This window comes from Lysinibacillus sp. PWR01 (assembly GCF_043359455.1).
GTDB lineage: Bacteria > Bacillota > Bacilli > Bacillales_A > Planococcaceae > Lysinibacillus > Lysinibacillus fusiformis_F.
The window spans coordinates 61,644-76,284 of record NZ_JBHERJ010000051.1; the positions used below are offsets into that span (position 1 = coordinate 61,644).

Sequence of the window (14,641 nt, forward strand, 5' to 3'; positions counted from 1 at the left end):
AACAAATGTACCTTAAAAATTGGATGAATAAGTGGCTATGGACTCTATTAATCTGTGTTGTACTATTGTTTATTGTTGTCCTTTCACTATTCTTTGCTACAAAGAATTCTCAAGAAGAATCCCAAGATAAATTTGTCATTAATCAAATTCGACTATCAGTAAATCAACTATTATTGTACATAGAAGACCATTTTGCAAATTTAGCACTAGATTCAACTATACGTAGCACGCTTCAGCAAATGAGTAATGACCAGGAAATTGATATTACAGTGGTTCACCTAGATGGAAAAGTAATTTTCACTACAATTAAGGATGGGTTTTCACCAACTATACATGTTAAACATGATATACATTATGATTTATTTACATCCCAACAAGAGCCTGGAAAAATTAAAATAGCCTTTCCAATCATGAATGAAGAGAGCAAGGAACAGATAGGAAATGCTATTTTTTCACTGAACAAAGACCTTCTATTTCCTTTAAAACAGTCCAATTCCAGCTACATAATTTTATTAGTCATAATTGGCGTCTTGAGCCTTTTGATCATTTACCTAGCCCTACATATGATACGTAAAGCACATAAAGATATATTTACGCCTTTATATGAGCTGAGGAAAAACACAGAGGAAATTGTCAAAGGAAATTACGAACAAATTACCATCCACTCAAAATTAGACGAGATTGGTGAGTTGTATGCAGTATTTGACCAAATGCGATTAGAGATTAAACAGTTAGCAATCCAACGAAATGAACAAGAGCAAAATCAAAAAAAGCTCATATCTAATATATCTCATGAAGTGAGAACTCCCTTAACGACAATTAAAGCTTATTTAGACGCTATTTCAGAGGGGATTTGTCGAGATGAAGAATCGCTTATGGTCTATATTCAAATCATGCAGTCCAATACAGAAAAAATGTCGAGGCTAGTTGATGATTTATTTATGCATACTTTAAAGGAGCTTGGCCATATCCCTATCCATTTAAAAGAACAATATAGCCAAGACGTTCTTACAAACATTCTGAAACCGATTCAATATTATGTCCGAACAACGAATATTCATTTTATAGGACCCTCAATGATTCCTAATGTCCTTATTCAAGTAGATGCTGATCGATTAGAGCAGGTTATTTCCAACCTTGTTACCAATGCGCTAAAGCAAGCTTCTAATGGAGATACCATCACCATTACTACCTATATCGAAAATCAATCACTCTATATCCAAGTCATAGATACTGGAAATGGGATGCTTCCAGAAGATATGCCTTTTATTTTTGAACGTTACTTTAGAGGTCATCAACCTGAAAAAGAATCTGCTATTAAAAATGAAGGCGCAGGGCTTGGCCTATCCATTTGTCAGCATATTATGGAAGCCCATCATGGTTCCATTTCATTTCATAGTAAGCACAACGAAGGCACTACCTTTACACTTACACTCCCTATCTCATAAAAAGACTCCCATTCTAGGAAGTCTTTTTATCTTTCATCGTTCTTTTCTTATATGCTAAAAAGAAAGAAAGTGTAAGTATACTACAAAAAAATGAATCGATCATACGGACAACCCATATTCCATAACTACTTATTGGAATGCCATTGATAAGCTGCCAGAGACATACATATCCAAGTGTTAAAACAACCAGTATACTCCAAAAAATGAATTTTTCCCGAGACAATACAGCTGTCGTTTTTTTATGTTTGATCAAAGATGCCCTATAATACAAATATCCAAAGATAAGTAGAATACCAAACAATGTACTCCCATGTTGTAGAAACTTATAGACAGGTATTTGGAATCCTAATAAAGTAAATGTTTGAGCAAGAATATAGAAATTATTTACCATGAATCCATTTTGATGTGTAAATGAATCCCATATGACATGTGTTAGCATACCCAGTAATGCTGAGTAGACAAAAACAACTACTTTCCATGCTTTATTTCCTGCCATTTGATGGCTATATGTATCCTGTAAAAACTCAGGTAAATGGCTCATGAGAGGCTGATGGATAAAGCGATGATAAATCAAGTAGACCAATAATACGAGTGGAAGGTTTAACAAGAAGAACCCTGCAAAGGTATGACCGATTTCCCCTATTGGCCGACCTCTTAAAAAATATTCAAAATCTGGAGCCATACTTCCTAAAACCAATGCAGAAAAATGAATATACTTACTTTTTCGAGAAAAAGGTAAGACCGCCGCTGGATGAGCAAATGTTAATGGCATATCTAAAACCTCCTTATTTATTTCATCTATCAAATCGCTTATTACAACGTTTTCCATTCCAAAAGGTTACTCCGACTGTAAGAATTTATTAATAATTTCATAAGGAAGTACTAATAATTGCATATTACACTAAAGAAAATGAATCATGAGGAGGCCATATCATGGAAAAAGAGATACTGATTCGAGCCCAAAATTTATGTAAAACCTATTCAACTGGTAGCGAACAATTCCATGCCATTAAAAATATGAATGTCGACATTTATAAAGGGGATTTCACCGTTATTATGGGGAATTCTGGTTCTGGTAAATCAACGCTTCTTTATCTTTTAAGTGGGCTTGATGCCCTTACAGCAGGTGAGGTTTATTTTCAGGGAGAAAAACTTGATACCTTTTCTGAACGAAAGTTAGCTACCTTGCGTTCACAGAAGGTTGGCTATATCTATCAAAGTAGCAATCTCATTCCAGATATGACGCTACTAGAGAATATTGCTCTTCCTGGATACATCGCTAAAAAAAATAAAAAGGAAGTCATACAAAAAGCTGAGCAACTACTAAGTTTAATGGGACTTGAAACGCAACGAAATCGATTACCCTCTCAAACATCAGGTGGACAGCAACAAAGAGCTGCCATTGCTAGAGCGTTGGTCAACAATCCTGAAGTGTTATTTGCAGATGAGCCTACTGGTAGTTTAAATTTTGATCAAGGTGTAGCAGTATTAGATACCTTAACGAATTTAAATAGAGATGGGCAATCCATTGTCATGATTACACATGATATGAAGGCAGCTTGTCGTGCGAATCGCCTAATCATCATTCAGGATGGAAAAATAGATGGGATCTTAAACTTTGAAAAATATGATCATACCAACATACAAGAGCGGGAACACATTATCTTTTCGTATGTGGCTGGAAAGGAGTAAAAAATGTACGCGATTGCAACCCTTTGCTCTTCCTATATAAGAAAACGGAAAATACAAAATGGACTGATGGTTGTCCTTATTTTTTTATCAACGCTTTTACTGGCTACTTCTGTCACTATACTGGCCAATACAAATAATATTTTTGAAAAAGCCCATCATGATTCAAATGGTGCCCATCAAATTTTAACAATGGGTAACAATGTTCATAACCCGATCGCTGTAAACGATTGGTGGCAGGAGCAACCAGGCGTGACTACCTCCAGTCTCATACCCTATAGAAATTTATCTAGATTTACCTTCAATGGGAAAGAAATATCCAATATCTATTTATTTATGATGAATACGCCAAATACACCGTTTATGATTGATCAATTACTATTTTCTGAGGGTGAAAAGCAACACTCTCCTTCTGAGGGCACGATTTGGATTCCCACATCGTTGGCATCAAGAGCTGCCATTTCGCTCGGTGATGCAATTGAATTTCATACAGGTGAGAAAATGTTTAACTTAACAGTGTCAGGTATTGTGGTTGATATGCCATACGGAGGCCCTTTTACAACAAATGCTCGTATCTGGATGAACAATACTGACTATCAACAGCATTTAGCAACCATGACAGGTTCAGATCAGTACATGATGGCATTACGCTTTAATGACTATCAGGGAAATTCCAATTATTGGGATGATTTCGAGAAATATCTACAGGGGCCTTACCTTGAATCTAAAATGGAATATGAAGAAATAGCTTCTTTTTATTTGATTATTAACAAATTCATTGGCTTTATTATGATTGCCTTTGGTATAGCTATGCTTTTGGTTTCCTTATTTGTTATTGGTTTTAGCATTTCCGATGCCATTTTAACGAATTACAGAACAATAGGTGTTATAAAATCTTTGGGTCTTTCTTCTCGAGAGATAAGTATCACTTACGTATTACAATTCGGATTGTTGTCTGCTGTCGCGATTATTCCTGGCATCATCATTAGTAAATTCCTTTCCAGAATAATTATAGAAAGCTCCTTATCCTATATGAAAGCAGGAAAACATTTAACTATTCACCAAGATACTTTCCTCACCATGTTGATTGCCCTCATCTTATTTGGCATTGTGCTACTCACTGCCTATTTCTACTCAAATAAGGCGCGAAAAGTGGAGCCCGTCCAAGCCATCAAATATGGGATGTCAGAAAGTGCAAATAGTAAAATGAATCGACGTAGAAACAGCTCGAATCGATTATTTCGTTTAACTAGTTTATCGATTCAACTTCAAATTGGACTTAAAAGTATCACAAAAAACTTAAAAAGTTCTATCCTTGTCATTGCACTTACTTCGATTACGTCTGCCATACTAGTCTTTAGTGTAGTCATATTAAATAGTTTTATTTCCATTAAAGAAACATCTCCTTCATGGGGATATGATGCCTCACATGTAGTAGTAACTGTCTCTAATAAAGAAACCTTCTCAAAACGACATTTTGAAGATTTTTTAAAGGCTGATAAACGGGTTAAAGATCATGCATGGCTTGATCAATTCACAGGCGTACTTCCTAATGACAGCTATCCTCCATTAAATATTAATGTCAATGTGATCGAGGGTAGTTTTGATGCCGCTGGCTATGAAACAATGTCTGGCCGTAATCCAATCAGTAAGAATGAAATAGCTATTGGGTTCAGTGTCGCTCGGGCTTTAAATAAAAATATAGGCGATATTGTCGAAGTTTATCTTGAGGGGAAACCCCATTTTCTTATTGTGACAGGAATCTATCAATCGATAGCAAACATGTCGAATTCAGCAAGGATTACAGCAGATGTTATTAAAGTTTATAACACTACCTACTCTTCTTCAGAAGTAAGTATGATTAATCTTTTAGATGAAACAGCCGCTACTCCATTCGTTGAGGATGTAAATATTTACTTTAAAAGTTCTTTATCAGCTGTCACACAACAGGTATCATTAGATGAAGTCTTTAAAGAAGTCGTGGAAGTTTTAGTCATCCCCCTTTCAATCGTTGGTATTTTATTTATCATCGTAACCTGCATTATTATTTTTAGTGTATCGCGAATTAATGTTAGAAAAGAAAGTAGCACGTATGGCATTTATAAATCCATTGGAATGACCTCTACAAATATTAGATGGTCGATTACAATAGGTATTTTAATTCTATCCATAATGGGCGCAATAGCAGGAATCTTTATCGGGATAAAATTAATTCCTCTTGCTCTTCAGTCGATTATTTTAGATTATGGCTTACTCGAACTACCGCTTGTGATAAACTGGCCAACAAGTATCGGCATTAGCTTTGTAAGTGTGATAGCGGCTTGTTTTGGCGGCTGGATTTCAACCAAAGTAATTGCTAAAACTTCGCCTCGCATATTAATAGTTGAATAAATAAACTTGGCCCCTACTAATTTAGGGGCCTCTTCTTTAATCATTTAAAAAATTTTCTTCCGATAACACGACAATATTGTTTCTTCGAAGCAATGCCGTTGTTACCCCTTCTCCAACTAGTTTTGTACCGTTAAACTCACCGTTATAAATCTGTGCACTGCCACAGGATGGACTATTTTCCTTTAAGACGACCTGAGTCGCTCCCACCTCAAGCGCTTTTTGTAAGGTTACATAGGCCCCCTTTAGATATAGCTCCGTGACATCTCGTCCAGAACTTTCAACCACTGTTGCGTTGCCATCAAGTACATCCTGTCCATCGCCTCCTACAATTTCAGCGGGCTCACGGGGCGTCGAAAAACCTCCCATCAGCTCTGGGCAAACCGTGACAGCTTTATTTTCTAACACAAGCTTTTGTATTTTTTCATCTAGGCTGTTGGTGCCATTATAACGAACATTGAAACCTGCTAAGCAAGCACTTATTAGAATCATCGCTTTCTCACTCCTTCTCCTATCTTTATTCCACTATAACATGCGTGATACAATATTTTTATGTAGACCAAGGGAGGGTGAAAAAATGTCCGATCCTATTTTGATTTTGCCTTATACAGATGAATGGGCTAAGGAATTTCATAGCATAGGCTGTCAATTGCGTGAGGCCTTAGGAGACATAGCGCTGAGAATTGATCATATTGGCTCAACCGCTGTAACAGGGTTAGCAGCGAAACCAGTGATTGATATACAAATATCCGTCGCATCGTTTACACCATTGACAGCATTTAAAGTTCCATTAGAATCTCTCGGTTTTATTTATCGAGCGGAAAATCCAGATAAGTCTAAACGCTATTTTCGAGAGGCTCCAGGAGATAAACGAGTACATATTCATGTTCGACAGGCTGGGAGTTGGGCAGAGCAGTTAGCCTTATTATTTCGAGATTTTTTGCGCAGTGATCCAGAACACTGTCGGCGCTATGAGCAGATAAAGTATGAATTAGCTAAGAAATACACACATAATCGTCAACTTTATACGGATTCTAAAGAAGCGATCATATGGGAAATTTTAAAACAAGCAAATCATTGGAGTCAGCAGACTGGCTGGTCTCCTGCCAATTCAGATGGCTAAAGAAAAAGGAGGAACAAACTTGGCTGAATTTACAATTTGTTTTCTGAAGAAGGGTGATTATATCCTTTTACTAAATAGAGATAAGCCACAATGGATGGGCGCGTGGAATGGTGTAGGTGGTAAAATTGAACAGAGTGAAACGCCATTAGCTTGTGCACTTCGAGAAATCAAAGAAGAAACAGGTATTACGGTTGAGGATATCACCTATAAAGGTAAAATTACCTGGACAGATGGCGTTGTGAACTATGGTTGTATGTATGCCTTTATAGCAGAACTACCTGAATCTTTTACATATGTTACTCCCATAAAGGTAGCAGAAGGCATTCTTGATTGGAAGAAGCTAGATTGGATTTTTCACCCTGAAAATGTAGGTATTGCGGATTTAAAATATTATTTACCTACAATGCTCAATGAAACAACTAACTATGAATTTATCTTTACATATCAAGACAAGAAATTAGTTCATGTCTCTTCTACACCAATTGAACAAACATCTACTATCTAGTAGACAAACAAGCCTCGTCATGCTGTGATTGCATAGACGAGGCTTGTTTTTTAGTGTCTTGGCTGTGCTTTGCCAGTTCGACCAATTCAAGGCGCTATATGTGAAAATATGGATGGAAGTTTCCATGACTAAATACCTAACTTGATTTGTTTTGATAACCATGACCTGAGGAGCATTCTCGCTTTTTTCTAGCTCTGTCTTCATATTTAATATTGAATTACGATCAAAAAGCTAAAAAACGGCAATTTTTTTTAAAATTTTGTTGACTTTTATTGAAATTAGTAATATTTTTGTCTAAGTGATAAAGATTATCATTATCGTTTTTTTAAAAATAAAGTGAGGTTGGGAAAATGTCAAAAATGAAAAATTCTATGTTCGTCGTAATGCTTTTATCATTTATGGTTTTAGCTTTAGCAGCATGCTCTGATTCATCTAATAAAGACACTGCTAAAAAAGAAGAACAAACAAAAGATAATACATCAGAAACTACTGATGGACAGCAATATCCAATTACAATTAAACATGCTTTTGGTGAAACGGTTATTGAAAAAAAGCCTGAGCGTGTAGCAACAATTGCTTGGTCTAACCATGACGTAGCACTAGCACTTGGTGTAGTTCCAGTAGGTTTCTCTGCTGCTAACTATGGTGTTCAAGATGGTAGTGGTATGCTTCCTTGGACTGCTGAAAAATTAAAAGAGCTTGGTGAAGAAAATCCGAATATCTATCAAGATACAGACGGTCTAGACTTCGAAGCCATTGCAGACTCTAACCCGGATGTCATTCTTGCTGCATACTCAGGTATTACGCAAGAAGAGTACGATACTTTAAGCCAAATCGGACCTGTTGTTGCGTATAAAGAAATTCCTTGGGTAACTTCTTGGCGTGACCAAGTTACATTAAACACGCAAGGTATGGGTATGGAAGCTGAAGGTCAACAATTAATCAAAGACACTGAAAAATTAATCCAAGATAAAGTAAGTGAACATCCTGAAATTAAAGGTAAAAAAGCTGCATTCGCTATGTTCACTGCAACGGACTTATCAAAATTCTATATTTATACACCTGCAGACCCACGTGGTGAATTCTTAAACGAATTAGGTATGGAATATCCTGAAAGCCTTAACAAGCAAATTACTGATGATAGCAGCTTCTATCTTGAATTAAGCGCTGAAAATGCTGATGCTTTATCTGATGTAGAAATCTTTATTGCTTATGGAGATGATACAACTTTACCAGCCTTACAAGCTGATCCAATTTTAGGGAAAGTACCTGCTATTCAAAATGGGCATGTTGTTGTTATTGGTGATAACACGCCACTTGCAGCTGCTGGTACCCCTAGCCCACTATCAATTGCCTATACAATTGATGAGTATTTATCATTAATCTCAGACGTAGCAAAAAATATTAAGTAATATGAATAAGATACAAGCTACCGAACAGAAGCAGTTATTTATCCCTAAACATTTTGGAAAAGTTATGCTCTTTCTCATCATTTTTCTTGCGATATGCGTAATTGCTTCGTTACTATTCGGTTCTCGTACAATTGGCTGGACTGGACTGATGGATGGCTTGTTCCATCCTGATGTCGAGTCACATGAAGCCGTTGTTATTCGAAAACGAATCGTTCGAACAATTTTTAGTTTACTGTGTGGTGCGGCATTAGGTGTTTCTGGGGCACTCATGCAAGCAGTAACACGTAATCCAATTGCAGATCCAAGTATTTTAGGGGTAAACACAGGGGCATCCCTTTTTGTCGTTTGTGGTATTGCTTTTTTAAACATTAGTTCAGCAAATCAATATATCTGGTTAGCAATAGCGGGGGCAATTATCACTGCTATTTTTGTATTTGGAATAGGTTCTATGGGTGCAAGTGGCGCTACACCTTTAAAGCTTGTACTTGCAGGGGCTGCTACTAGTGCTATTTTATCTTCATTGGTTGTCGCGGTGATGATTCCGCGTACAAATGTAATGGATCAATTTCGATTTTGGCTAGTTGGTAGTGTAGGTGCCGGGAGCTGGGATGCTATACAGCTATTTATTCCATTTTTAGTTGTTGGTATCTTGATTGCCCTCTTCACTGCCCCAGCACTAAATGCTTTAGCACTTGGGGATGAAGTGGCAACTGGTTTAGGTGTTCGTACTGGTACACTACGGATGTCTGCAGCACTTGGTGGTGTCCTTTTATGTGGGGCTGCTACAGCTTTAGCAGGACCGATTGGCTTTATCGGTTTATTAGCAACCCATGTTGTCCGCCTTCTTATTGGACCTGATATACGTTTTATCCTGCCTATGTCTGCCTTAACAGGAGCTATTATTTTAACGTTTTCAGATGTATGTGGTCGACTTCTCGGCAGTCCTGGTGAGTTAGAGGTGGGTATTTTAACAGCCTTTATAGGTGCCCCTATCTTGATTTTAATTACGATGAAAGCGAAAATGCGTGCGTTATGATGAATGAAACATTGATATCCATAATGGAAGGTAGAAAACAAAGAAAAAGACGTTTTGTCATAATAACTTCTGTACTAACTCTTATTTCCATCATACTTTGTGGCACAATGCTAATGCTTGGTAACACGATTTATCCTGTCGAGGATGTTGTCCGTGTTCTCTTAGGCCAACAAGTACAAGGTGCTTCTTTCGCAGTAGGTACAATTCGATTACCACGCATGCTAGCTGGTACATTTGCTGGCTTTGCATTCGGTGTTGGTGGTTATATTTTCCAAACTATGTTGCGCAATCCTTTAGCAAATCCAAATGTTATCGGTATTACAGCTGGTTCAAGTGCTGCTGCTGTATTTTGTATTATTGTCCTACAAGCAAGTAATATCGTTGTATCTATTGCTTCAGTTATTGGTGGTTTAGCTACTGTACTAATTATTTATGCTTTATCAAGAGGCTCTTCTTTTTCAATTGGCAGATTAATTTTAATCGGGATTGGTATTCAAGCCATGCTCAATGCATTCATCTCTTATTTAATGCTGATTGGCAACACACATGATATTCCAAGCGCCATGAGATGGTTAAGTGGGAGTTTGAATGGTGCAAAAATGGAGACGTTATTTCCATTAATAATCATTGTCATTGTTTTTACACCTGTACTTTTATTTTACGGGAAACATTTAGAAATGCTTGAGCTTGGTGAACAAACATCCACCTCTCTAGGTGTAGACACAAACAAAACACGAATCATTTTAATGATTAGTTCTGTATTAATCATTGCACTTGCTACAGCAACTACAGGACCGATTGCCTTTGTTGCATTCCTTGCTGGACCAATTGCCAAAAAGTTAGTTGGTGTCGGGTTTTCAAATATATTTCCAGCTGGTCTAATTGGTGTTATTTTAGTATTGGCTGCTGATTTAATTGGGCAATTCGCATTTACAGCTAGATATCCAGTAGGTGTTATTACAGGAATCATTGGTGCACCTTACTTAATTTACTTGTTAATTCGAATCAATCGAAAGGGAGATATATGATGAAACCAACACATACGCTTCAAGCTGAGCATATAACATCTGGTTACGAGCAGAAAACGATTTTAGAAAATGTCAGCATTGCTATTCCAAGTAACAAAATTAGCATTATTATTGGTGCGAATGGTTGCGGAAAATCTACTTTATTAAAAACAATGGCACGTCTCATTAAGCCAACTGGTGGTCACGTCATGCTAGATGGCAAATCAATTCATCAAATGCCACCAAAGCAATTAGCTCGTGTGTTAGGGCTTTTACCTCAATCCCCTATCGTTCCTGAAGGAATTACAGTTGCTGATTTAGTCGGACGAGGTCGATTTCCTCACCAAACATTGTTTAAAGGATGGTCCAAACAAGATTATGAGGCAGTTGCAGAAGCACTTGAAATGATGAACATTACAGAATTTGCTGACCGCAATATTGATGAACTATCAGGTGGTCAGCGTCAACGTGTATGGATTGCTATGGCATTAGCACAACAAACTGATATTTTATTTTTAGATGAGCCCACAACTTTTTTAGATATTACATATCAAGTTGAAATTTTAGATTTACTAACAGATTTAAATAAAAAATATGGTACAACCATTGTCATGGTATTGCATGATATTAACCTTTCTGCCCGTTATGCAGACTACTTATTTGCATTAAAAAATGGTCATTTACTTGCAGAAGGTTCTCCAAAAACAATTGTGACAAGCGAGTTAATTAAAGAAACATTCGATTTAGATAGCATGGTCATTGAAGACCCTGTTTCAAAAACACCTTTAATCGTTCCTGTTGGTCGTTATCATGCAGTCTAGCTAAAAAGGGAATGTTGTTCATGTCACTAGCAGAAAAAGACCTTTTGGCAAAGCAAGGGGTTGATTTACGTTCCGCCAGCGTCCCTTCTAGAAGGCGTCCGATGAGCCGCTTCACTCACTGTGTTCGCTGTATGCTCTCATCTGTGACGCTAAATCCTCTAGGAGTGACGGTGGCTCCACTCCAATCAACCATGTGCAAAAGTGTCTTTTCCTTTTTCATACTAGCAGTAGTGAACACCACTATGAACGATGCACATAATCCCTTTAGAAAGATCTAATTTTGTCTTACTGGAAGACGAGATTGAAAATTTGTTTGAATATAATCTTCACTTACATGATATAGCCGTATCGATCTCCCTTTCAACAAAGAGATGATGGTGGGGTTTAACAGTATTACACGATGAATATCACCCTGCTTATCGCAGTTAGCTGTATATCTTTTTCTAATAGACAAACAAGCCTCGTCCATGCAACAGTAGCATGACGAGGCTTGTTCTTTATCCTCTAGCCTGTGCAAAACGCATTCTGCACATCGACCAATTTAAGCTTGTATGCTGGATTTCATCATGGATTTCCCACAAGCTATTTACTATACGTAATTCAACATTCCGATCCCATAATGCTTTAGCTATATCGTTGACTTCAGAGACATTAATGGGTATTTGTGTTAATTCACTTGTATAATAGCCTGCATTATCATCCTGTAATGTGAAGCCATTACTATCAAACTCATATAGGTAAAGTCTCGTATTCTTCAATATTTCAAACCATTTGTTTTCAATGACCACTACATGAGAGGCTTGCGCTAGATAATGCCTTCTATCCTGTTCTGTTGTTTGTATCCCTGCATGAAAACAAACACGAGGACAATCTCTCGGTGTTAAATAGTTTGGCAAGCATCTTTCGTTGATTGCCCAAACAAGCCCTTTGGTGGCATCTAAATCAGGTCGTTCAGGTAAACGAGGATGAAAAACCGTTATTGTAGGATCTTCACTGACATGAAATAAACGCATGGATTCACTCTCCTTCATTTTCTTAGTTTAAATACTAGAAAATCTGCACAATGCAAATCTTCCTCAAATTGCGGATACTTCTCTAGCATGTCTTGGGATGGCTTTGGCTCTACAATATTTTCAATGGTAAAGCCAGTTTGAATAATGGCCTGCACATAGCTTGTTAATGTTCGATGGTATAAAATTATGGGTGGTTCAGCATTTAGTTGTTGATAGGCACCCTCATAAAAATAACGCTGGACTTTCCAATACTGTTGATCTAGCTGCTCATGTCTCATCCATCCACTATTTGGTGTCACAAAACACGGATGCAGAATCGAAAAGATAAAAATGCTATTCGGTTTTAATAGTCGATACATCTCACGTATCGCAGCCTGATAATCCTCTAAATCTTGGAAAACCATATTCGAAACAATACCATCAAATTGTTCATTTGCTAAAAATGATAAATTTTCACAGTTCCCGTGTAAAAATTGAATAGCATTCTGCTGTTGTGTTCTTTCCAAAGCAATCTCCAGCATTTTTTGAGAAAAATCAACAGCCGTCACGCTTGCCCCTTTCTTCGCTAGTAATCTACTTAAATAGCCTTCTCCACATCCTGCATCTAATACATGCTTTCCGCCTACCTCTTCCAGCAAAGAAAAGATAGTGGGATTTAACAGTACTACACGATGAATGTCACCCTGCTCATCGTAGTTAGCTGTATACCTTTCCGCATATTGATTCCAGCGTTGAATAGCTTGTTCTGTGTTCATATATAGTCCTCATTTCAAAGTAGAATCGTAACGTTACGTCCTTTGTGCACTTGTCTATTTTTCCATATAAAGAAAAAAATATATAGACTTTTATTATATTTTTTAATATCATGTAGATAGAGGCACGGCTTCTTTAAGTAAATGATAAAGCCAGAAATCCAAATAGGATTTCTGGCTTTTATGCGTTATATAGAAATTGTATGTTCTGCAACAGCTTCTTTTTTTAAAGTGAGCCATCTACCAATTACCATAACGAGCAATGCAAGAAACACAATGACACCAGCAAATACAAGTGCTGCTTTATAGCTACTATAAACTTCAACCAGCTTTCCTGCGACGATCGGTCCGATAATTTGTCCAAAAGCATAAAAGGTTGTTAATAAGGATACAACGAATCCGCTTTGTGTCGGGAAAAGCTGTCGTGCATAGGAAGTAGTTAGCGTGACAATCCCTACAAAGGTTAGACCAAATAAAAATGACGCTAACAACACACTCCATACGGTTTGTGCAAAAACAGGTAACAGGATGCCTACCACTTGAAGTATGTATGCCACAAACAAAATTTTTATAGCTGAAAACTTCTCTAATAAGATTGTCCAAACAGGAGCTGATGGAATAGCCGCTAACCCCACAATGACCCAGCTATAGGAGGAGTAAGCTTGAAGAGAAGGGATATTATGAATAATATCGACTAAAAAAGTCCCTGTAATAATATAGCCTAACCCCTCTAAGCCATAGGATAAAATCAGCCATGGCATAAAACCCTTTGTCATTTTTGTATCAAGCGTTTTTGTAACTTTTGTGATATCCTGCACCGCTAAACTTCTCCATAAATAATAGGTAATAAATAAAAAAATCGCTGATAAAATCCCTAATCCTAACCATGTACCCTGCCAAGCAAATCTTATTTCTAAAGCAGGTACACATAAACCTGAAATAGCAATTCCCAAGCCTATACCACTAAATACATAGCCAGACCAGCGTGATAATGAATGTTTCGCCAAGTAATCCATAATAATACTAGACGTTAAAACAAAAATAATACCCCCTGTAATGCCTGCAATTAAACGCAGAACTAGCCAGACACTATATACTTCTATCAAGCCCATTAATACAACGGATAGGACATTGATAACAACACTTGCCAATAAAACATTCTTACGTTGACGATAAATGAATCCTGCCCATAATGCACCAATGAAATAACCAATATAATTGCTTGAAGCTAAAAATCCAGCCACTTCTAATGAAAAACCTACATCACGACGCATAAAGGGTAGAATCGGTGTGAATGCAAATCGACTAATCCCCATTGCAACAACCAATAATAAAATTCCTCCAAAGACAATCCCTATGTGTTGTCGATTCATGATGATCCCCCTCTCATATATTCTACTGTAATTAAAAGGATACAGAGCGCAAATTAATAAATCTAATATATAAT

At 37.1% G+C, this 14,641-nt stretch carries 14 protein-coding genes; 9 read left to right on the forward strand and 5 right to left on the reverse strand.

Annotation, left to right across the window (positions count from 1 at the left end):
* Positions 1–23 precede the first annotated feature (23 nt).
* Positions 24–1,448: a sensor histidine kinase gene (locus tag ACEVFT_RS09985; RefSeq protein WP_393949514.1), complete on the forward strand. Its 1,425-nt coding sequence runs from the start codon at positions 24–26 to the stop codon at positions 1,446–1,448.
* 13 nt (positions 1,449–1,461) lie between these two features.
* Here ACEVFT_RS09985 and ACEVFT_RS09990 read toward each other — a convergent pair whose 3' ends face one another.
* On the reverse strand, positions 1,462–2,277 hold the full coding sequence (locus ACEVFT_RS09990) for a DUF4184 family protein (protein ID WP_393949516.1): 816 nt from the start codon (positions 2,275–2,277) through the stop codon (positions 1,462–1,464).
* A gap of 104 nt (positions 2,278–2,381) precedes the next feature.
* Here ACEVFT_RS09990 and ACEVFT_RS09995 point away from each other — a divergent pair, with 104 nt between their 5' ends.
* Both ACEVFT_RS09995 and ACEVFT_RS10000 read left to right on the forward strand, forming a co-directional pair.
* Positions 2,382–3,140, forward strand: a complete 759-nt coding sequence (locus tag ACEVFT_RS09995) for an ABC transporter ATP-binding protein (RefSeq protein WP_393949518.1) — start codon at positions 2,382–2,384, stop codon at positions 3,138–3,140.
* Positions 3,141–3,143: 3 nt separating this feature from the next.
* The gene (locus ACEVFT_RS10000) at positions 3,144–5,528 is read left to right on the forward strand and encodes an ABC transporter permease (RefSeq protein WP_393949520.1); all 2,385 of its coding nucleotides are present in this window, start codon (positions 3,144–3,146) and stop codon (positions 5,526–5,528) included.
* 36 nt (positions 5,529–5,564) lie between these two features.
* On the opposite strand, the gene ACEVFT_RS10005 is transcribed toward ACEVFT_RS10000, so the two are convergent.
* Positions 5,565–6,017, reverse strand: a complete 453-nt coding sequence (locus tag ACEVFT_RS10005; protein ID WP_393949522.1) for a 2-thiouracil desulfurase family protein — start codon at positions 6,015–6,017, stop codon at positions 5,565–5,567.
* An 85-nt stretch (positions 6,018–6,102) separates the two neighbouring features.
* Between ACEVFT_RS10005 and ACEVFT_RS10010 the strand changes: the two genes are divergently transcribed.
* The 6 genes from ACEVFT_RS10010 (at position 6,103) to ACEVFT_RS10035 (ending at position 11,429) form a co-directional block, all read left to right on the forward strand.
* Entirely contained in the window at positions 6,103–6,648 is a 546-nt protein-coding gene (locus ACEVFT_RS10010; protein WP_205442203.1) for a GrpB family protein, read from the forward strand.
* 19 nt (positions 6,649–6,667) lie between these two features.
* Complete coding sequence (locus tag ACEVFT_RS10015; protein ID WP_393949524.1) at positions 6,668–7,153, forward strand: NUDIX hydrolase; 486 nt, start codon at positions 6,668–6,670, stop codon at positions 7,151–7,153.
* Positions 7,154–7,503: 350 nt separating this feature from the next.
* Complete coding sequence (locus ACEVFT_RS10020; protein WP_205442200.1) at positions 7,504–8,565, forward strand: iron-siderophore ABC transporter substrate-binding protein; 1,062 nt, start codon at positions 7,504–7,506, stop codon at positions 8,563–8,565.
* Between the two features lies 1 nt (position 8,566).
* Complete coding sequence (locus tag ACEVFT_RS10025) at positions 8,567–9,601, forward strand: FecCD family ABC transporter permease (protein ID WP_393949527.1); 1,035 nt, start codon at positions 8,567–8,569, stop codon at positions 9,599–9,601.
* Positions 9,598–10,629 (forward strand): FecCD family ABC transporter permease, encoded by a 1,032-nt coding sequence (locus tag ACEVFT_RS10030; protein ID WP_205442198.1) that lies wholly within the window; start codon positions 9,598–9,600, stop codon positions 10,627–10,629. Before ACEVFT_RS10025 ends, ACEVFT_RS10030 begins: the two co-directional genes overlap by 4 nt.
* Positions 10,629–11,429 carry an ABC transporter ATP-binding protein gene (locus ACEVFT_RS10035; protein WP_205442196.1) on the forward strand — a complete coding sequence of 267 codons (801 nt, stop codon included), beginning with the start codon at positions 10,629–10,631 and terminating at the stop codon, positions 11,427–11,429. The genes ACEVFT_RS10030 and ACEVFT_RS10035 overlap by 1 nt, the downstream gene beginning before the upstream one ends.
* A 497-nt stretch (positions 11,430–11,926) precedes the next feature.
* Here the strand turns inward: ACEVFT_RS10035 and ACEVFT_RS10040 are convergent, their stop codons facing one another.
* The 3 genes from ACEVFT_RS10040 to ACEVFT_RS10050 form a co-directional block, all read right to left on the reverse strand.
* Complete coding sequence (locus tag ACEVFT_RS10040) at positions 11,927–12,442, reverse strand: DUF6886 family protein (protein ID WP_205442195.1); 516 nt, start codon at positions 12,440–12,442, stop codon at positions 11,927–11,929.
* Positions 12,443–12,456: 14 nt separating this feature from the next.
* A complete protein-coding gene (locus tag ACEVFT_RS10045) occupies positions 12,457–13,197 on the reverse strand; it encodes a class I SAM-dependent methyltransferase (protein WP_205442194.1) in 741 nt (246 codons plus the stop codon).
* 185 nt (positions 13,198–13,382) lie between these two features.
* Positions 13,383–14,567 (reverse strand): YbfB/YjiJ family MFS transporter, encoded by a 1,185-nt coding sequence (locus tag ACEVFT_RS10050; protein WP_342534160.1) that lies wholly within the window; start codon positions 14,565–14,567, stop codon positions 13,383–13,385.
* Positions 14,568–14,641: the final 74 nt, after the last annotated feature.